Source organism: Companilactobacillus paralimentarius DSM 13238 = JCM 10415 (assembly GCF_001434985.1).
Taxonomy (GTDB): domain Bacteria; phylum Bacillota; class Bacilli; order Lactobacillales; family Lactobacillaceae; genus Companilactobacillus; species Companilactobacillus paralimentarius.
Map to the genome: position 1 here is coordinate 39,058 of NZ_AZES01000102.1, position 20,819 is coordinate 59,876.

Genomic DNA, 20,819 nt, shown 5'->3' on the forward strand with positions numbered 1-20,819 from the left:
TTAGTAAATACTATAGCACTTATTCTAATATTATTAAAATTAATTTAATGATGTTTCCCTTCAAAACAAAAAATCGAGAAGATGAAATTAAATTTTCATCCCTCGATTTTTCAGATTTTTTTACCAAATATTAACTCGTTTATCTTTATCAATCCACATACCGTCTTTTTCAGTAACATCAAAGGCGTCATAGAATTCATCCATATTCTGTGCTTGAACATTAGCACGTAATGGAGCTGGGGCATGGAAATCAATTGAAAGGAACATTTCTGTCAATTGTTGTGTTGACTTGTTTCTCCAAACACGAGCCCAATTGATAAAGAAAGCTTTAACATCAAAGTCACTTTCACTCTTAGCAGCTTCCAGGGCACAACGTAGTCCACCGACATCAGCAACGTTTTCGCTAACAACCAATTTACCATTAACCTTGTGACCAGCATATGGAATACCTTCGAACTCATCGATCATACTTTGTGTAAGTTTCTTGAACTTAGCATAATCTTCGTCAGTCCACCAGTTATTCATATTACCGTATTCATCGAATTGAGCACCATTATTATCGAAAGCATGTGAAATTTCATGCGCGATAACGGCACCAATACCACCAAAGTTTTGGCTACTTGTTTGATCCAAACTGTAGAATGGAGCTTGCAAAATAGCTGCTGGGAAGGTGATATCATTTCTAGATGGATCGTAACATGCATTAACCATATGTCCTGGCATCAACCATTTTGTACGATCAACCGGTTCGTGATATTGATCCAAATTGTGTTGAGCAATTGTCTTTCTAATTCTAGAAACATTGTCATACAAAGAATCATTTTCATTGATTTCAAATTTATTATAAAGATCATCAATTTTATCAGGATAACCAACTTTAATAACGATCTTATCTAGTTTGATAATGGCCTTCTTCTTAGTATCTTCACTCAACCAAGTATTTTCAGAAAGTCTTTGTTCATAAACCGCAATCATTTTCTTAACCATACTACGGACATCTTCTTTAGCTTTTTCACCAAAGTATTTCTTTCCGTAATATACACCAACTACCTCACTGAAAATACTTGCAGCAAAATTGTAAGCATACTTAGTTCTGTTCTTTAACTCCTTAGCACCACTGAGTGCCAAATTGTATTCACCGATAACTTGACGGAATTCTTCATCCAGAATCGAAGCATTACCGGTAAGGAATTTAACCATCATCCAAGCTTTAATATCTTCAAAAGTGTCAGCATTAACAAGCTTGTTCAAATTATCCAAGTATCTTGGTTCAGTTACGATAACTTTTTCTGGTGTATCATTAACTGAATCAACTACCAAACTCTTTAAGTCTAGGACATCAGATTTAGTAATGAATTCATCAAATTTCATTGGGTTATAAACTTTAGTATAATCAGCCCATTCCTCAGAACTCTTAACGATAGGAACCAACGACTTATCAAATTTCAAAGCCTTCTCAACTATTTCCTTAGCTTCATCCAGTTTATAACCGATCATTGAAAGCAAACGTCCTGCAACGTCAGCGTATTTAGCTAACAATTGTTTACCTGATTCATTCTTTTCATCATAATAAGTTTTATCAGGCAAAATCAAACCAGCACCATCAATATAAACAACGTTCTTGGCTGTATCTTTCATATCAGCGTCAATACTGATATCGATTGGTAGAGCAAAGCCATCTTTTGACAATTGAGCCAAGTTATCCCCTAGATCCTTAACATTGCTCAAATCAGTAATACGTTGCATATCTTTCAATATTGGTTGTTGATGGAATTTACTTAAATGATCCACATTATTAACAAGACGATATAGCTTTACAGCTTGAAGTAAACGAGGATCATCGACTTCTTCTTCATTATTTGCAAACTCATGAAAATCTTTCATAAGGGTCTTTTCAACACCCTCATCAAGATCTGTAAAACCACCAGTACGAGATTTGTCAGGTGGAATAGTTGCTGTTTCTTGCCAAGCACCATTAACAGCTAAGTATAGATTATCTTTATAATCGGCGGGTTTAGCATTAATTAAATCCCCTGCACCACCGATAACTTTATTCATTAACAAATTTGTTCACCGCCTATTATTTTTAAAGACTACTATAGCACTAATTACTTTTTATTAGAATAATTTTCATTTTTATCATTTTGAATAAAATATAAAAATGATAAAAAGCGCAATTTCTATCATCTAAAAAAGCTCAATGTCACGGTTACCTTTTTGATAACTGTTGCATTGAGCTCTTTGTTGTTTACTATTTTTATAGTAGATTATTTCTATTCTTATAAACCATTGTTCTATTACGAATAGTGGAAACGAGCTACGCAAGGGCAACCTCTTCCGGTTTGCTACAGTACTGGAATCGCCCGCATAGTACGCGTGCAATTTCAGTACTTAGGCAAATTCTCGGAGGTTAACCGCCCTTGTTTCGCTCTCTATTTTTATCTAATGACACTAACAGAAACGCCAGCGCTATTCACAATCTTAGAAGCTTGTGAACCGATTGTATTACGGTTACGGTTCTTCTTTTCAACACCAACGATTACTAGGTCAGGTTGGAATTTAGGAATAACTTTGTCTACAATAACTGTTCCAGGTCCACCTTCAGTTACCATCATGTGAACATCTTTAACGCCGTATTCTTTAGCCTTTTGACCATAAACTTCAAGAAGTTCTTTGATCTCTTCTCGACGTTCTGCTAGTACTTCTGGGTCTAGCGATTGAAAAATATTCAAGTCACCTGTTTCCAATACGGAAACAATGCCTAGCTCGGAGTTATAGTGTTTAGCTAACGAACAAGCATAATTAAAGGCATTTTTTGATGACTCAAAATCATCTGAATCGACACAGATTAAAATCTTGGAATACTCAATTTTTCTAACTTTGTATTCTTTTAATTCATCCATATATTAAGCCCCCTCGGTTATTTAAAGTCGCGTCCTTTATTCTCTTGGAAGTATTTATCAAATCTCTTAACATAGTTGTGGAACATGTATGTCAAAAGTAACCAACGTCTAAAGGAATTGTCTTTGTTATAGAAAACAGTTGTTCCAACGCGGTCTTGCTTGATTAATTCATCAGCATATTTAGTAGCATCATTATCAGCTGCATACTTGTTAAAGACTTTGACTGGCACACCTAACCACAATTTATGTTGCGCTTTATTCTTGTTGGCATAAACTGTTGGTTCGTTTTCTAAACTACCCTCAATATAATCTTCCACCACATATTTAGCAAGATTATAGCCATTGAGCGTAACAAAGAAACTACTTCTTCCTTGACGCAAGTTGATTTCAAAGAATTTGAAAGTATTATCACGAGAATCAAATTTCATATCAAAGTTGGCATAGCCTGTAAATTCAATATCCTCAAGGAATTTTTGAACTTGATCATAGACATCCTGATTAAATTCAGGAATGATAGCTACGTAATTACCGATTGATTGTGGTGTTGGATCTTCCAAAATTGGATGTCCTAAACACATCATCTTAACATGATGATCTTGGTCAACATAGGCGTTGAGCACACGCATATTAGAATCATCTCCAGGAATAAAGTCTTGGAGAATCAAATCAGATGTATAACCATTATCATAAATCTTGCCAACGATAGTCATATATTCTTCTTGAGAGTGAATTATGAAAGCCTTTTTACGACCCTCAAAATGAATATCCAACCATTCCACACTGTTTGCTGGTTTCAAAGCTACTGGGAAATCGAAAGGAACATCAAGATCCTTCTTATTCTCATACATATCTTTTGTAATGATCTTTGTTAGTGGATGAGGCAAACCATGTTCATCGGCTACATGGTAAAAGCTCTCTTTATTATTCAATGATTTTAATAAATCATAATCGACATAAGGGCATACAAATGTCTTAGACAATTCTTCCTTGTGCTTACTGATAAGTTCGGCATAACCATCCCCACAGCCAATTAAAATAACTGGTTCTTCATGGTTTTGGTAAACTTTAGCAATTTCACGCATTTTTTCAATGAAAACAGGATCTTCAGAAAAGCCTGAGTAAAGAGTCAAATCTAAGATTTTTGTATATCTTGTTGGTGCCAATTGGATTTCGGCATAGGCTTTAACACTGCCCCCATAGAGTTCATGGAAAGCACGTGCCATTCCGTAAACATTCATATCACTACCCAAGAGAATGGGCGTGAATTTTTTTCCTGATTCAGTTTCGATAGGGATCAACCTCTTACTATATTATTAATTCTATTTTTAAAATTACACACATTTCACACAAAATTATACCATACTCAATTTATCACAACGAGAGTGTCATTTATATTAAATCTGAGAGGCTTATTATTTTCTTAAATTATTATACTAATTTTTGATTATCTAAATGAAAGACCGCAAACTCATCAATCTGAATTTGCGGTCTCTTTGTTCATGTTGCTGTGATAATTAGATCACATTATTTTTATTTTCAAATATTAATTTACTAAAACTTTAGGATCAACATCTGGTTTTTTACCATCATCGATAAAGAATACTTTATACCAAATCAAGAAAGTATAAATTGTCCAAACTTTACGACGATCATCATTTTCGCCACGATAGCAACCATCAAGCATTTTCAAAATAGCATCTTGATCGAAGAATTCAGCAGCAAAATCAGCACTGAATAAATCACGGAATTGTTCGTAAACTTCCTTAGTTTTGATCCAGTCACGAATTGGCACTGGGAATCCAAGTTTCTCACGTTTAGCCCATTCCTTAGGCAAAGCACGTTCAGCAGCTACACGTAGAGCATACTTACTATCCTTACTATTCAAAAGATATTTAGTAGGAATTCCTGCAGCAACTTTAGCAACTTCTTTATCCAAGAATGGTACACGTAATTCCATGGAGTTAGCCATACTCATACGGTCAGCTTTAAGCAAGATATCATTTGACATGAATTGGTGAAGATCAAGATATTGCATCTTCTTAACTTCATCGTTATAACCACTAACTTTGCTGTAACTTCTCATAACGATATCTTTAACGGAACGTGACTTCTCGAATTCAGGCTTAACCAAGTCAGCAGCTTCTTTTTCGTTGAAAATCTTGGCTTGTCCAATAAAAAATTCTTCTGCTTTGGCAGTTGATTCATACAAATGCAAACGGCCTGGGAAATTAGGTAATTTCTTCAAACCATGAGCTAACTTATACTTAACACCCTTTGGTAAGTGTTTCAAATCTTCCGCTACAACACGGATAACTTTTGAATGTGAATGGAAACCATAATTTGCATAACCGGCAAACAATTCGTCGGCTCCTTCACCTGAAAGAATAACCGTTACATCTTTACTTGCTAACTTAGTCAAGAAGTAAAGTGGTATACATGAAGGGTTTGAATCTGGCTCATCCATATAGTATTGAATTAATGGAATTGATTTGACCGCTTCCTCTTTTGTAACGATACCACGAGTATTTTCTAGGCCCAATTTATCAGCCAACATCTTAGCTGCAGTACCTTCTTCATATGTACTTGTATCAAAGTCAATTGAGTACGTATGTTGTGGTTTCAAAACAGCTGTAACGTAACTTGAATCAACACCACTAGATAGTAATGAACCAACTGGTACATCACTAATAGAGTGTTCATTAACTGATTCACGAATAGACTTGTCAATTCTCTTAACAGTTTCTTCAAATGACAAATTGTTCTCTTTGAAGGACATATCCCAGTACTTCTTGATACTTAACTTGCCATTCTTATATGTAAAGTAGTGACCTTCAGGAATTCTAAAGACATTCTTGAAGAATGTTTCGTTCAAAGCTGAATATTGGAAAGTCAAATATGGCTTCAAAGCAGCTTTGTTTAATTCTTTCTTGAAGTTTGGTTCTTTCAAGAAGGATTTGATTTCTGAACCAAAAATAAATGTACCTTCACGGTTATAGTAATAAAGTGGCTTGATACCAAAGAAATCTCTAGCACCAGTAATGTCACCAGTCTTTAAATCATAAATTACGAAAGCAAACATTCCACGGATCTTCTTAAGTAAACCTTCAATACCCCATTCTTCAAAACCATGTAGAAGAACTTCAGTATCTGTATCAGTTGTAAAAACGTGTCCTGCTTCTTTCAAATCTTTTCTAACATCTTTGTAATTATAAATTTCACCGTTAAAAATAACAGCTTTTGATCTATCTTCGTTGTAAATAGGTTGCATACCACTACTAATATCAATAATACTCAAGCGGCGGAAACCTAAAGCAGCGTCGCCATCCAATAATTCACCTGAACTATTTGGACCACGATGCTTGATCGTATCCATCATAGCCTCAATTACAGGCTTCTTGTCTGTAATATTTTTATCTACGAATCCGACAATTCCACACATAAAAATTCTCCCTTATATTTCAAAACTTACATATCTTGTAGCGGCTCCGTAACCGAAAATTTGTAAGCGCAATTTGTTCGGGTCGATATTAATGAAATAGCCCGCTAATTCTGAGATTTCATTATAACGTCTGTCCCACTTCTTGTTATAGTCAGTTGTTAAACCATGTTTCTTACCCATTAAGGCCGAACAATTTAATATTATATGATTAATTTCAGAAACTTTGTAGTTTTTTTCATAATGCATATGACCACAAATATAAGTTGTTACCTTAGAAATGCCTGTAGATGAGAAATCATAGCGTAAATTCACACCAAAATCTCCTGTTAATTCATTTTTCAATTGACCAGAAGTTTTGTTGTTGAAGCTTACTAATAATTGTTGAACCAAGTCACCATTGAAGTTCAAAGCACTCCGACCACTTGGACTCACAATATTAGCATGCCCCATTACAATAACATGCTTATCAATAGTATTCTCTAAGATTTTGATCAAATCTTCTAACTGTTGTTCTCTGACGCCACGAACCTTCTTAAAATCATATTTCTTAGAACCATTACTAAGTATATAAGGAATATCACTGGTATCGATAAAGACAATTCGTATATCACCCTTATCATACCAGCCCACTTTAGATACTGGATTCAATCTAAAAATATCTGGTTGTTCAAAATTATACTTTGTTACTAACGAGTCATAATCATCCCGATGAAACGATGCTGAACCAAAGAATCTGTGTTCATCATATTTATCATTCTCATCATGATTACCCTCAAGAAGATAAAACGGTGCTTTGCTCTTTTGATAATTTTCAACAGCAAATTGCAATAATCCTCGACTGATCTCAGGTTTATCACTTCCATCAATTAAATCTCCCAGATGAACATTCAAGTCCAAGTTGACAGCATCACTAACATTATTGGCTTCAATAATATGACGTGCACCATTGATCCCGTAATAAGACGCACTAGCAATTGCTTTGGCATGTGTGTCAGTTAAAACGGACAAGGTTACTGTATCACTGGTAACATTTGGTTTTACGTTATTATCATAAACGCCCTTTATATAATCAACAACAAAAGGACGTGGCTTTAGTCGTTTCAAAAACATATCAGTGTGTGCTGATATGAATTCTGATGGCTTTGGTGTCAACATTCTGCTTGCAATATTTTTGATTTTCAATTTTATGATCTCCAATATCCCATACTCTGGAAACAATTATAGCAAAAAAACCATCTCACGATGGTCTCATTATGGCTCAATTATATATCAAAGATATGAAAAATAATCCTTTGACGCTTACTTTAGAAGAATTTGATAAGCTTTTCTAATACCATGATCTTCATCCATCGTAATAGTTCCTTTTTCAATGAACCCATTACTTGTAATAACATGTTGCATCACCAAATTGTCAGGGTGAGTGTCGATTCTGACATCACTGTAACCCAGGTAATGTGAGATTGTTAATAGTTGTTGAATCAAAGCAGCCGAAAGATGTTGTCCTTGATGGCCTGGTTCAACAGCTATACGGTGAATAATGGAATAAGTCACATCAGAATTTTTAGACCATGACCCTGAAGTCATATCTTGATAGTTCTTATCGTAACCTTGTTGCAAAGCAGCTACTCCAACTACCTCACCATCTAGTATTAAAACATAACTTATATCTTCTTGAATATCTTGTTCTAGGATTTTCTCATCGGGATAACCTACCTGCCATTGATCAACACCACGGTCCCGTAGGGTTCTTTTGGCGCCACCGATGATATCAATAATTCTTGGCAAATCGTCAAGTGTTGATTGACGTAAATAAATATTGCTCATAAAATTTTGCCTCCTCACTTCATCAGGATATTAAAACAAAAAAGAATACCTCATTGCAATAGTTTTATTCAACTTTTCTTATTTTTTTTATAAATAAACCAGCTAATAACAAATAGTATTAAGGCGTATAAAAAAGTTTGTCCTGCTAGGGGCAATAATTTAACAATAGAAGAATTACTATGTAGACTAACAATCATTCTTGAAAGAGGTGGAAAAATCATCTCAATATTCTTAAAAATGTTGACGACGCTACCTGATAAGGCTAGGTAGACAAAAACTAAGGTTCCAATTTGTCCCAAACTAGAATGTTTCTGCCATTGTGTCTTGAACAGGGTCGCAATTGAACTGCCCAAAAATCCCACAGAAATTAGCGAAACTATTCCGACAACATCTAAAAATATATTTTTACAAAGAATTAAGCTAAATATAAAAATCAATATTCCTGAAATTATATTTAAAATTAATACCGCTAAAAATTGACTGATAACCTCTGACCAGTAGCTGTTCACTTTTTGTCTTAAATAATGATTATAAACTTTATCATTATGATACAGATTCATCGTTGAAAATAACGATAAAAAAAACATCCCTATTAATAATAGGCTATATTTCTCATGATAATCAATACTTAATAAGTGATCTGCTGTTAAGCCAAAAACAATGATAGAGAATAATAATGTTAGATAGAGAAAATCTTGAAAAATAAATTGTAAATAATTTTTTAGCAATACTTTAATTTTCAATATCGTGTGCCTCCTCAAATTGATAATTGAGGGCAATCATTTTGCCAATAATAGTGTCCCTTTGATCTAAGGGAACCTTCATTTCGACTACTCCATTAGTATTCCTCATCATATAACCACTCAAATCATGTGTTAAAGCAATAGAATTATGATGAACACTGAAAAATAACTGACTGTTTTTAGTTTTTAAACTTTGTAACTGTCGTAATTTACCATTTTCAAAATGATAACTACTGTCTAATATTTCAGATATTTCACTATTTTGCTCTGTGCCCACTAATAAGATTCCTGAACCATTATCTTTTAAATCTTGCAACATACTCAACATATTTTGAACTGTTTCATTACTTTGAAAAGCAAAGGGCTCATCTAACAACAAAACATTGGGGTGTCCAACTACCGCTGCCAAAAAACTAACTCGACGTTTCAAACCTAATGAGAGTTGATCAACTGTTCGATCCAAATATGGAGCTAGTTTCATATAAGTAACCATCGCATCCAATTGATCCTTACGCACAGCCAAATTTTTGGATAAACGTCTGATGTCCTCAAGATATTTTCTAACCGTCTGTTCAACAATTTGTGGATCATTTTGTGGCATATAACCAATCCTGACACCAGGAGTATATTTAATTTTGCCACTATCGGCCCGTTCATAATTTGCTATCGTTTCTAAAAGCTGTGTCTTACCACTACCATTTTCGCCACTAATACCAACTATCTCATTTTGAGATAAAGAAAAAGCTACATGCTTGAATGCAAAGTAGCCCTCTCGTTGCAATGATAAATCATTGACTGATATTAATTCCATTATTGCCATTCCTCAACAGCATGTGCTGCTAGTCCGATTGAAAGAATTGCATCTTTAGAAACTGAATTTCTAACATCAGCGACAATGGTATTGTCATATACTGCTCCGATAACGGTAAATGCAAAACTGACTAAATTGATATCGGTCTTAACCTTATAATCGCCATTTGCATATGGATCCTCATGGTTATATGTAAAGTTAATTTTATGACCAGCTAAAGAACCATCAACATGGTTAACCTGAACACGATCATGTAGTTCACTAAGTTTATGATCAGGATTTTGTAAAGTTAAACGATGGTCAGATTCATTTTGGTAGTAATCGTCTTCGGTCATATCAAAGTATTCTTTAATTGGTTTTCTCAAAACTTCAAGTGAATCCAAAATGTCATACACAGCCTGTGCGTCAAATTTTTGTGATTTATCTTCAATATTTTTTCTATCTTCATAAAGCTTTTCGGCTAATTTGCTAATAGTCTCAGAATTCATAATCATCCTCCGTCTTTAATGGTTCTCTCTTCAATTGTATGGTTCGTTTAGGATTCTGTCATCCACTCGACCTTTTGTGGAGGACGACATACATAGAAAAAGAACCCCTTAATGCCATTATACTAATTTCTACTTGTAATTACAGGAGTCCATATGATCATTAATAACTCCCACCGCTTGTAAAAATGAGTAGATAATCGTTGGTCCCACAAATCGAAAACCACGTTTTTTCAAATTTTTGCTAATCTGTTGTGACAACTTAGTTTGAGCAGGCATTTCACTCATATCACTATAATGATTAATTATTGGCTTATTATCAACAAAATTCCAAATATAATTGGAAAATTTTTCACCATTTTGATGCATCTCTTGAATCACACGAGCATTATTGATGGAAGAGTCAACTTTCAAACGATTACGAATGATCCCTTTGTCTTCTAACATTGAGTCCCTTTTTTCTTGATCATAAGCTGCCACTTTGTCTATTTCGAAATTATCATATGCCTGACGATATGTCGCACGTCGTTTAATAATTGTTGCCCAAGATAATCCTGCTTGGGCTCCTTCTAATGTCAACATTTCAAAAAAATATTGTTCGTCATGACTTGGCTTACCCCACTCATTATCATGATATGCCTGCATTGCTTCAGAACTGTTGGCCCACTCACATCTCATCTTTTTCTCCAAACTAAAAAAGCTGGCATCTGCCAGCCTAATATAAATTATTTTTTCTTTTTATCAGTAAATCTCTTATTATCAATATCTGTTCTAACGATAATAACATCCGTTCTAGCATTTCTTGTAACGTATTCGGATACCGAGCCGACCAATAAACGTGTTACGGCATTCATACCTGTTGAACCGATCATAATCAGGTCATTCTTATATTCTTCAACGAATTCTTGGGAAATAACAGTCTTAGGTTCACCGAAACGAACGTGGATGTCAATGTCTTCTTCTTTGAAACCATCTTTAATGGCACCATCTTTTAATTCTGTAAGATACTTTTGAGCATCTTCGGAAAGTTGATAGATAACATCACCGTTCAACATACCACCATGTAAACCAATGAATTGCTTTGTATCTAAGACTGTCAAAACATCGATGTGTCCACCGTTCATTTGTGCAACTGTTACAGCCTTCTTAAAAGCCATTTCTGCTTCTTTTGATCCATCTACAGGAACCAAAATCTTCTTATAGTCTTGTTCCATAATTCAATCCTCCAATGCACTTATTGAATACCTTCTAATGTAAGATTAATGCATTCATATATTTTATTCAATATTTTACAAAATTATTTGAAAGCCATTAATGTCCGTACTAACTGATTTGAAACGGATTCGTAATTCTCAAACATCGTCATTTCATCATCATATTCTGTCATTTGAGTTGAAAATATTCCTGTGAAAAGTTGTTCATAACTTTGGAAATCATCAACAAAATTATTACATAAAGCAAAAGTCGGAACTCTTTGAGCTCCAGCAATTCGACTCAAGTGATACAGCATATCATCATGCATTGCTTCACGGGAAATTTTATCGGTGGCAGTAATTAGGATATTAGTGGAACGAATTGTTTCTTCCATTCCTGTAACCTTGGCCACCCATTCAAATGATGATCTTGAAATACGTGCATTAATCATTGCAAAAGCACCAGCCAAAGTCTTAATCGAGTCAGAATGAGGCATTGGGTGTATATCTAAATTATACTTCTGATTCATTTTTTCAGTGATAAAAACTAAATTATCTTCCAAAAAACTTTCCTGTGCTTCATTCAAATACTCAACATTATCCGATAATTTCCGACCTGAATAATTCAATAAAACGGTCAAACGGGTTCTTCCACCCAATAGTTGATAAACATCTTCCATATCGATACGAAAGGCATTGATCAAAGGATTTTCACCTTCAGGGATCAGTTGACCATTTTCATCATAAATCTTGGCTCCTAAAGCTTGTAAAGCTCCTAGTCCGCCATCAGCTACAGCTGTCTTGCCTAAACAGAGCACAATATTTTTGATTCCACTAGTAACTGCATCTATAATAAATTCTCCTAACCCATAACTTGTTGCATGAAACAAGTCATTTCGGTTTTTATTTTTTGCTAAATCAACCCCAACCACTTGCTCTGAATCCATAATAGCGGTAAGTTGACTACCGATCTGGGTAACAAGATAACGTCCCGTTCGATTTTCCCAAAAAGCATCAAAATAAGAGACTTCATCCCAATATCCACCAATAGTATGTTCTATTAATGCTGGCATTCCATCTTTACTATCAGTTACGGGCATGGTAATTATTTTTGCATCTGGCATAGCACGCGAGATGCCACTATAAATGGCCTGACCAATCTTAGTCGAGCTAACATTATTACTATATTTTCCAGGTGCAATAATAAACTTCATGATAGGATGACTCTTCCTTTTTGATATAATGATTATTAGAAAAATATGCAGAGGTAGTTAAAGGTATGGTTGAAAATAATAAGCGCGTTCTAGACCTTGAAAAAGGTGTCAATTTTCGTGAACTAGGTGGCTACGAAACTGTCGATGGCAAAACACTTAAGTTCCATAAAGTCCTCAGATCAGCTGGTTTAAGTGACTTATCAGACAATGACCTTAGTTTTTTAAGTAACTATGGTTTAAAGTATGATGTCGATTTTCGTTCACATGAGGAAGTAAACGATAAACCAGACCGTGTTCCTGATGGCGCAGAATATGTCTTCGATCCAGTTTTTGAAGCCGATGAAACTGAAGCTTCTAAGGTTCAAAATGATAATTTCATTCCTGAAATCGGTGGTGATCCTACTAATGGCTTCCACCACATGAAAGACGTTTATCGTGATATTATCACAGGTGACCAAGCTAAAGGCGCATATCGAACATTTTTTGATAAATTATTAACTAATGACCAAGATGATGACGTTTTACTTTTCCACTGTAGTGCTGGTAAGGATAGAACTGGTATGGGAGCTGTCTACTTGTTGACTGTCCTTGGTGTTCCCATGGAGGAAATCAAGAAAGATTATTTATTAACTAATAAGGTCAATAAGGGCTTTGTTGACAACCTGATCTTAGATCTTCAAAACAAGGGTTATACTGACAAAGATGTTTTGAGTTCCGTACGTGATTTAATGACGGTTCACTCTGATTATTTAGCTACAGCCGAAGATGAAATCGCCAAAATGTCTGGTAATATAAACAATTATATCAAAGATGAATTACAGGTAACTCCTTCCGAGATAAGAGATTTGAAGAAAATTTACTTGAATTAAGGTACAATCTTCTAATTTTCAGAATATTGTTATCACATTTTCTTCACATTTAGTGTTTATCATATAGTTTGTAAGTTAAAGGAAAGCAATCGAGCTTAACTTACATCCCCCCTTTTTAAACATATAGAAAACTATAATAGATAAAAATCTCATAATAAAAAATATAATTCACTTTTCCTCCCTGATTTGTGAATTTCCCTTAAAACTAAAAACAACTACTGTTCCCCTGCAGTGGTTGTTTTTTTGTTTGGTGATTTATTCCCGTCCTCCACAACAAGAAAATTTGGCTGGAACGCCATGGGACGACTGGAAGCTAATAAATTTGCACTTTGTGGATCTTCAAGATCGACCTTTATCTAAGCAATAAATTGCTAAGATAAATTTCATGGCTGAGCCAATTTTCTTGTTGTTCCGGACTAAATACTAGTTCTATCAAGATTTAACTTCCAAATCTTCTAGTCTGAAATAAATAGCATCTATTTTGAATTTCAATTTCTACTAAAAGGTAAAATCGATGTTCTAGAAATAGATGCCATTATTTTTATTTTAAAAATTTAGAAAGGAGATAATAAGAAGATAACATATTTTTATTCAAAAGCCTGTAGCAATTCTGATTTATCCAAATTATTCTTTTGAGCACCACTGACATCTAGCTTGATTTGTCCATCTTGTACCATGATCAAACGATTACCATATTTCAAAGCATCTGACATTTTATGTGTAATCATCATTGTAGTTAACTGCTGCTCTTTGACGATATTATCTGTGATTGACATTACTTCTTGGCTAGTTTTGGGATCTAATGCCGCTGTATGTTCATCTAGTAATAATAATTTGGGCTTACTTAAAGTTGCCATTAAAAGTGACAGTGCTTGACGTTGACCTCCTGATAGGTACTTTACTTGCGTATTTAAGAAGTTTTCTAAGCCCATATTGAGTGTTCTCAATAAAGCTAAGTATTTTTCTTCTGCTGCTTTTTTCTGATACCTCTTTAGACTGATTGTTTTCGTGTGACTTTGTGCCAAAACTAAATTTTGCATCACAGTCAAATCTCCGGCGGTTCCCATTTTAGGATCCTGGAAAACTCGTGACATCCATTGTGATCGATAGGCTACTGATTTTTTAGAAACGTTATGCTTCACTAAATCAATTTCACCCGCATCAGCACTTAAAGTTCCGGCGATGGCATTCATCAAAGTAGACTTGCCGGCACCATTATTCCCAATAACTGAAATAAAGTCGCCTTCATAAACATTCAAATTAATATTTTTTAAAACATGACGTTCATTTCTAGTCCCGGGAAAGAATACTTTTTGCAGATGTTTTACTTGTAATACTTCCATCATCTTCGGCCTCCATTTGTGCTAAATACTTTTTCAATTGGCGTTTAGTTCTGATTCGATTCTGAATAATTGGTACACAGATAACGATAATTAAAATTATCGCTGATAGAATTTTTAAGTCGTCGGCTGGGAATCCTAAACTCATCGCAACAGTCAAAAGGAACCGGTAAACGATAGCACCTAAGACCATGGCTGACAATCTAACCAAAATATTATTACCACGTAGAAAAATTTCTCCGACCAAAACAGAAGCTAGTCCGATAACAATAGTTCCAATTCCCATACCAATATCAGCATAACCATTGTTTTGAGCAATCAGTGCGCCTGACAAGGCAATCAATCCATTAGAGATCATGTAACCAAAAATAATCATTCCATCAGTATTGATACCATTGGCAGCAGACATATTCTTGTTATCACCAGTTGCCATCAACGATAAACCCAAACGAGTTTTGAAAAGCCAATAAAGTACTGCTATCACGATAGCAACTACAATAATACCCAAGATGATAGTTTGCATATCAACCGTCAAACCAGCTGGTAAATAGCCTGTTAAAACTTTTTGAGTTAATAAAGGTACATTAGATTTTCCCATAATATGCATATTGATAGAATACAATCCGGTCATCGTTAAAATTCCGGCTAGTAATGAAGGAATCTTCAATTTAGTATCAAGAATTCCTGTAACTAATCCTGCGACACATCCCGCTAAAAAGCCGATAATTGTGGCTACGATTGCTGACTGTCCTTTGATCATCAAACTGACTGTAATAGCTGCTCCAAAAGGAAAACTACCTTCAGTTGTCAAATCAGGTATATCTAAAATTCTAAATGTAATGAAGACGCCAATTGCTAAGGGCGCCCACAGTAGACCTTGTCCTAAACTAGATATAATCATTTTTATCACCTATGGTTTCGTAATTTTGCTTGGATCGATGCCGATAGCCTTGGCATTAGCTTTATTAATGTAAAGTCTCAAAGTATGTGAAGTTTCAACTGGCATATCTTGAGGCTTCTTCTTTTCAATCAAAATTCTGTAAGCCATCTTAGCGGTTTGTTTGCCTAAATCACGGTAGTTGATACCATATGTAGCAACACCACCATCTTCAGCCATTTCAATTGAACCTGTAACAATTGGCAACTTAGCTTCGCGAGCTTTTTTACCGATTGTCTTCATGGAACTAGCCATTAAATTGTCAGTTGGCAAGTAAATTCCAGAAACCTTATCAGCCATTCCGGACAGTGCACTGGCAACATCATTAGTGCTTGTAACACTGACCACATTTAATTTAATATGATGATTCTTAGCGTATTCTTTTACCATTTTTACTTGTAAAACTGAGTTCTCTTCAGATGAATTGTACATAACACCGATAGGTTTAGAACTCTTGGTTAAAGTTGTTAACAGTTTGACTTGCTTATCCACGGGACCCAAATCTTTGGTACCAGTAACATTAGTTGCTGGTTTACGATCATCCTTCACTAGTCCAGCACTCTTCAAATTGGTTACTGCTGTGACGACGATTGGTGTTGATTTAGTTTTCTTAGCAAGTGCTTGTGCTGAAGGAGTTGCGATTCCTAAAATCAAATCGTTCTTCTTTTGCGTCAATTGTTGAGCCATCGAATTTAAATTAGCTTGATCCCCTTGCGCATTTTGGTAATTATAATTAACCTTTATTGATTTATCATGCTGCTTAATTTTTTGGTTTAATTCTTCTTTAAAACCTTTACGTGCCTCATCTAATGAGCCGTGAGGTACTACTTGTAAAATTCCCACGTTGATTGTTTTCTTATTTGTGGCTGAACTATTTGCACATCCCGCTAAAACAACTGCCGCTATAATTGTTATTAATCCGATTAAATATTTTTTCATGAAAAATCCTCCTGAGAATATAAAAAAACCAGCTAGATTCGTAATTGAATCTAACTGGTTTGCCCGGGCGCAATTTATCTCCAGCTAGATTCAACCCGTATCTATCTGGCTTCAAAGACATGTTTAATAGCTTTAGCCAATCAATAGATACGAACACTTACGCGTTCGCATCCAGAGACTGAATACAAACGCTATCTAAAGAAAAAGCTAAAGGCAAATTGATTATTCAAATGTGACAACTGTTTACTAATTTTCATAATAAAGTTCTCCTCGTTTGCAATTTACAGTCTCTAGTTAAACATCCAAAAATTAATATGTCAATAATTTTATTAAAATAATCTAATTTAACTTTTAAAGGTACTTTTTAGTACCTACTGCACTTTAAAGTACGTAATTGTTTATTTCTCCCAACCCCATATAATGTTACACATAATCATTATTCGCTGTAGGAGGGAAATAATTATGAATAAGAAAGTTTCATCAACTTGGATTCTTTTATCATTGGCTATCAGTGCTTTTGCTATCGGATCCACAGAATTTATCAGTGTAGGAATCATGCCACTATTGACTAAAACATTTGGCATCTCACTTGCACAAGGAGGTCTGACAGTTTCCATTTATGCTACTGGAATCATGTTTGGCGCTCCCATCTTAGCTTTGATCACCAATCGTTGGGATCGTAAAAAATTATTGATAGGTATCATGATCAGTTTCATTATCGGAAATACTCTGGCTGCTCTCGCACCTAGTTTTGCCATTCTATTAGCTGGTCGTGTTATTGCAGCTCTTTCTCATGGAATCTTCATGACAATTGCATCATTAATTGCAGCCGACGTCGTAGCACCTAACAAACGTGCTTCTGCTATTGCCGTCATGTTTACTGGTTTAACAGTTGCTACAATTACGGGTGTTCCACTAGGAACTTTTATCGGTCAAACGTTTAACTGGCGAATGTCCTTTTTCTTCTTAGTCGCCTTAGGATTAGTCGGCTTGATTACAAATATTATCCTAGTGCCAAATGAACTACCATTACCAAAACCAACCAGTGTTAAGGGTATCTGGAAGATTCTTAAACAACCTCAATTACTCTTGATTCTGCTCATCACAGCTTTAGGCTATGGAGCAACATTCCCCGTTTACACTTATTTAACAACTATTTTAAATAAAAATATGGGTTGGTCACAAAGCGCCATTGTCATCATTCTAATTTTTTACGGAGTTGCTGTTGCTATTGGTAACACTCTTGGCGGCAAATGGGCTAACAAACGACCTCTAACTGCTCTTTTGAAAATGTTTCTTGGTTTAGGAGTAGCCTTATTGATCACCCGCTTAGTTATCAATCTTCATTTCTTAGGTTTACTAGCTATTCTCTTATTAGGCTTATTTGCCTTTATGAACGTTCCTGGCTTGCAGCTGTACATTGTTCAATTAGCTGAAAAGTATACGCCTAACGAGGTCCCATTGGCTTCTGCGTTAAATATTTCAGCCTTTAACGTAGGAATCACTTTAGGTTCAACAATCGGTGGACAAGCCGTAGCTCACAATCAACTTATCAATACACCATGGTTAGGAATTGCGATGCTAGTAGTCGGAATCATTTTAATTGCTGTTCTTATTAAAATGGAGAACAGTCCTGAAGTCGAACCAGAAGTAGAAAATTGCTAAGACTAAATAGTGATGTTACTATACAAATACTAAGGAGGATGGCTTTTATGAAACAAGCAATTTATAACATTGGCGTTGAAGACACAATGAGAATTATCGGTGGTAAATGGAAACCTATTATTCTTTGCCATCTCAAACATGGCATCATGCGAACTGGAGAATTGCGTCGAGCCATCCCCAATATCACTCAAAAAATGTTGACTCAACAGTTAAGAGAATTGGAAGATGATGGCATTATTAATCGTAAAGTCTACAGTCAGATTCCACCAAAAGTTGAATATTCTTTAACTGAATATGGCGAATCACTTAACAAAATTCTCGAAGATCTTTGTGTTTGGGGCGAAAAGGATATCGAACGTCGTAAACAAAAAGGTGAAAATATCATCTTATTGAACAAAGAAGACGTAGCGGCAGATTCACTTCCCTATGCAGATTAAGTTTAAATACGCTGTCCTCCACGTTCCAAAATAAATAGCATCTATTCTGAATTTCAATCCCTACTAAAAAGTAAAGATTGTCGTTCTAGAATAGATGCTATTTTCATTTTTCAAATTAATTGAAACAAAACGTTCACTAGTCGGTAGCAAGATCTCTTGTAGACCCTCAGTGTTCCGGCGGTCTACAGGAGATTTTGCAGACGACACTTTAACATTAATTTTATTTTACAATAGTAACGTCTGTAGTAGGGACAAACTCATTCGTTGCCACGCGATAGTAAGTTTTTCCATCTAAATATGCTAAACGATCTACCCGCCAACTTGTTTGAGCTGAAAGATTTCTTTGAGGTACAGTCTGTCCCTGTGCATCAACCAATTCATTGTTTTAATTGCCTGTTTGTACAATAAATGTTTGTGGTTGATAAACGTAAACTTCATCATCTTTGACCCATTTATTAGTCGCCACGCGATAATATGTGGAACCATCCTTCATACTTTTATCACTTAACCAATTCGTTTGTGGAGCTAACTTATCAGCTGTTTTCTTAACATCATCATTATGAACTTCAACCTTCTTATCAGGTAATGTTGTCACTAGATGGTCCACAGAGCTTGTCTGACCCTTCGAATCACTTTTCGTATAAGTTACCCTCTCTGGTGAAGAAACGATGTAACGGCCCTTTGTAGGCTGTAATTTAGCTACGTTAACCGTAAAAGTTATTAATCTTTTGTTGACCTTATAACCACTCTTTTGCGGAATTTTAATTGTTAAGGTCGCAATCCCATTTTTAAGAGTTCCTTTAACATTTCTGTTAACTAGATGTTGATTGAGATTATTAGGAATATTAACATCGAACACAGCCAAATTTTTAGCGCTGCTGGCAATCCCAACATACCTAGCTTTAATCAATTGTTTACTCTTAACAACACGTTTATTTCCATTTCTATCGGTAATCAACCATGTCTGCAAATTATCGTTACCATTCTGATCTTGTCCCAAATATGAATGTTTGAGGGAAAAGTTAGGTGAAAGAACTATTCTTTTCAAATTAGTTTCTGACAACAAACCTGTCGTCTTAACACGTTTATTATCCCAACGACTAAAATCTAACTCTTTTAATTCTTTGGCGCCGCTGAACATATGATTCATTTTTTCAACATTGATAATATTCCAGTTAGCAATATTCAACGTTTTTACTTGATCAGCTCTCATAAACATAGCTGACATATTCTTCACATTAACAACATTCCAATTAGAAATATCTAAAGACTCTAATTCAGGATTAGAACTGAACATATTTTTCATACTCAAGACATTACCAGTATCCCAATTGGCAACGTTAATCGTTGCTAGACCGGTATTATTGAACATATAACTCATATCCATAACACCAGAGACATCCCAAGTCGAAACATCAACGGATTTCAAACTACTCAAGCCATCAAACATATGACTCATATCTTTTACATTACTAGTATTTAATCTATCTGCATTCTTAATTTCAATTAAGCCAGAAGTTCCATCTAAATTATTTCCCAAACCTGTAAAAAGCCAAGATGAATCCTGTGGCAAATAAACATTTCCATCAAAAATAACTCTTTTTATATCTTGTTTTTCGTCAGCAAATTTAACTTTAGAATATTTAGTTTCATCAACTACTAAACTTTTTCCCAAAGAACCACTAGCGAGGGTTCCTGATTTGATATGTAAAACATTATCATTAGAGATATACCACTGACTCGTTCCGTCAGTACCAGCATATTTTGTACTACTAAGTGTTACATTCGTATCATCTAAATTAATTGGATCAGACTGTGCCTGTGCTTCAGTACCATTGGCGAATAATACTAAGGCCATAAATAACCCTAGCGAACTAATCAAAATACTTATTTTATGTCCCCTATTCAAATCATTTCAGCCCCCTTTTTAATTAAAGTAATTATAGCACCATATAATTTATACAATGATGAGTTTTTTCGAGACAAAAAAAGGAAGCCCATTGGGCTTCCTTAACTTACT

At 35.0% G+C, this 20,819-nt stretch carries 20 protein-coding genes; 3 read left to right on the top strand and 17 right to left on the bottom strand.

Annotated elements, in window-relative coordinates:
• Positions 1-120 precede the first annotated feature (120 nt).
• The 12 genes from FD33_RS08730 to FD33_RS08785 form a co-directional block, all read right to left on the bottom strand.
• Positions 121-2,058 (bottom strand): M13 family metallopeptidase, encoded by a 1,938-nt coding sequence (locus FD33_RS08730; RefSeq protein WP_051564124.1) that lies wholly within the window; start codon positions 2,056-2,058, stop codon positions 121-123.
• 380 nt (positions 2,059-2,438) lie between these two features.
• Positions 2,439-2,903, bottom strand: a complete 465-nt coding sequence (locus FD33_RS08735) for a universal stress protein (protein WP_025084749.1) — start codon at positions 2,901-2,903, stop codon at positions 2,439-2,441.
• A gap of 17 nt (positions 2,904-2,920) precedes the next feature.
• Positions 2,921-4,141, bottom strand: coding sequence for a carboxylate--amine ligase (locus tag FD33_RS08740; protein WP_051564121.1), 1,221 nt, complete (start codon positions 4,139-4,141; stop codon positions 2,921-2,923).
• Between the two features lie 305 nt (positions 4,142-4,446).
• Positions 4,447-6,342, bottom strand: coding sequence for an asparagine synthase (glutamine-hydrolyzing) (gene asnB, locus FD33_RS08745; protein WP_025085393.1), 1,896 nt, complete (start codon positions 6,340-6,342; stop codon positions 4,447-4,449).
• A 12-nt stretch (positions 6,343-6,354) separates the two neighbouring features.
• Positions 6,355-7,524 carry a metallophosphoesterase family protein gene (locus tag FD33_RS08750; protein ID WP_025085394.1) on the bottom strand — a complete coding sequence of 390 codons (1,170 nt, stop codon included), beginning with the start codon at positions 7,522-7,524 and terminating at the stop codon, positions 6,355-6,357.
• Positions 7,525-7,641: 117 nt separating this feature from the next.
• Entirely contained in the window at positions 7,642-8,166 is a 525-nt protein-coding gene (locus FD33_RS08755) for a GNAT family N-acetyltransferase (RefSeq protein ID WP_056955912.1), read from the bottom strand.
• 68 nt (positions 8,167-8,234) lie between these two features.
• Positions 8,235-8,909: a hypothetical protein gene (locus FD33_RS08760; RefSeq protein WP_025085395.1), complete on the bottom strand. Its 675-nt coding sequence runs from the start codon at positions 8,907-8,909 to the stop codon at positions 8,235-8,237.
• Positions 8,899-9,720: an ATP-binding cassette domain-containing protein gene (locus tag FD33_RS08765; protein ID WP_025085396.1), complete on the bottom strand. Its 822-nt coding sequence runs from the start codon at positions 9,718-9,720 to the stop codon at positions 8,899-8,901. The genes FD33_RS08760 and FD33_RS08765 overlap by 11 nt, the downstream gene beginning before the upstream one ends.
• Entirely contained in the window at positions 9,720-10,208 is a 489-nt protein-coding gene (locus FD33_RS08770) for a hypothetical protein (RefSeq protein WP_025085397.1), read from the bottom strand. The genes FD33_RS08765 and FD33_RS08770 overlap by 1 nt, the downstream gene beginning before the upstream one ends.
• Positions 10,209-10,337: 129 nt before the next feature.
• Complete coding sequence (locus FD33_RS08775) at positions 10,338-10,883, bottom strand: DNA-3-methyladenine glycosylase I (protein WP_025085398.1); 546 nt, start codon at positions 10,881-10,883, stop codon at positions 10,338-10,340.
• A gap of 47 nt (positions 10,884-10,930) precedes the next feature.
• The gene (locus FD33_RS08780; RefSeq protein WP_025085399.1) at positions 10,931-11,419 is read right to left on the bottom strand and encodes a universal stress protein; all 489 of its coding nucleotides are present in this window, start codon (positions 11,417-11,419) and stop codon (positions 10,931-10,933) included.
• 83 nt (positions 11,420-11,502) lie between these two features.
• Complete coding sequence (locus tag FD33_RS08785) at positions 11,503-12,612, bottom strand: glycerate kinase (RefSeq protein ID WP_056955913.1); 1,110 nt, start codon at positions 12,610-12,612, stop codon at positions 11,503-11,505.
• 65 nt (positions 12,613-12,677) lie between these two features.
• Between FD33_RS08785 and FD33_RS08790 the strand changes: the two genes are divergently transcribed.
• Positions 12,678-13,481 (top strand): tyrosine-protein phosphatase, encoded by an 804-nt coding sequence (locus FD33_RS08790; RefSeq protein ID WP_025085400.1) that lies wholly within the window; start codon positions 12,678-12,680, stop codon positions 13,479-13,481.
• 587 nt (positions 13,482-14,068) lie between these two features.
• Here FD33_RS08790 and FD33_RS08795 read toward each other — a convergent pair.
• The 3 genes from FD33_RS08795 to FD33_RS08805 are packed head-to-tail and all read right to left on the bottom strand — an operon-like array spanning position 14,069 to position 16,697.
• Positions 14,069-14,827: an ABC transporter ATP-binding protein gene (locus FD33_RS08795; protein WP_034544190.1), complete on the bottom strand. Its 759-nt coding sequence runs from the start codon at positions 14,825-14,827 to the stop codon at positions 14,069-14,071.
• On the bottom strand, positions 14,772-15,722 hold the full coding sequence (locus tag FD33_RS08800) for an ABC transporter permease (RefSeq protein WP_056955914.1): 951 nt from the start codon (positions 15,720-15,722) through the stop codon (positions 14,772-14,774). Before FD33_RS08800 ends, FD33_RS08795 begins: the two co-directional genes overlap by 56 nt.
• Positions 15,723-15,731: 9 nt before the next feature.
• Complete coding sequence (locus FD33_RS08805) at positions 15,732-16,697, bottom strand: ABC transporter substrate-binding protein (protein ID WP_056955915.1); 966 nt, start codon at positions 16,695-16,697, stop codon at positions 15,732-15,734.
• A gap of 462 nt (positions 16,698-17,159) precedes the next feature.
• On the opposite strand from FD33_RS08805, the gene FD33_RS08810 reads away from it, so the two are divergent.
• Together FD33_RS08810 and FD33_RS08815 are read left to right on the top strand one after the other, a co-directional pair.
• Positions 17,160-18,362: an MFS transporter gene (locus FD33_RS08810; RefSeq protein WP_056955916.1), complete on the top strand. Its 1,203-nt coding sequence runs from the start codon at positions 17,160-17,162 to the stop codon at positions 18,360-18,362.
• A gap of 47 nt (positions 18,363-18,409) precedes the next feature.
• On the top strand, positions 18,410-18,799 hold the full coding sequence (locus FD33_RS08815; RefSeq protein ID WP_025085403.1) for a winged helix-turn-helix transcriptional regulator: 390 nt from the start codon (positions 18,410-18,412) through the stop codon (positions 18,797-18,799).
• Positions 18,800-19,019: 220 nt separating this feature from the next.
• Here FD33_RS08815 and FD33_RS12765 read toward each other — a convergent pair whose 3' ends face one another.
• Together FD33_RS12765 and FD33_RS08820 are read right to left on the bottom strand one after the other, a co-directional pair.
• Positions 19,020-19,175, bottom strand: a complete 156-nt coding sequence (locus tag FD33_RS12765; protein WP_159102820.1) for an SLAP domain-containing protein — start codon at positions 19,173-19,175, stop codon at positions 19,020-19,022.
• A 9-nt stretch (positions 19,176-19,184) separates the two neighbouring features.
• Entirely contained in the window at positions 19,185-20,708 is a 1,524-nt protein-coding gene (locus tag FD33_RS08820; protein WP_025085404.1) for a BspA family leucine-rich repeat surface protein, read from the bottom strand.
• Positions 20,709-20,819: the final 111 nt, after the last annotated feature.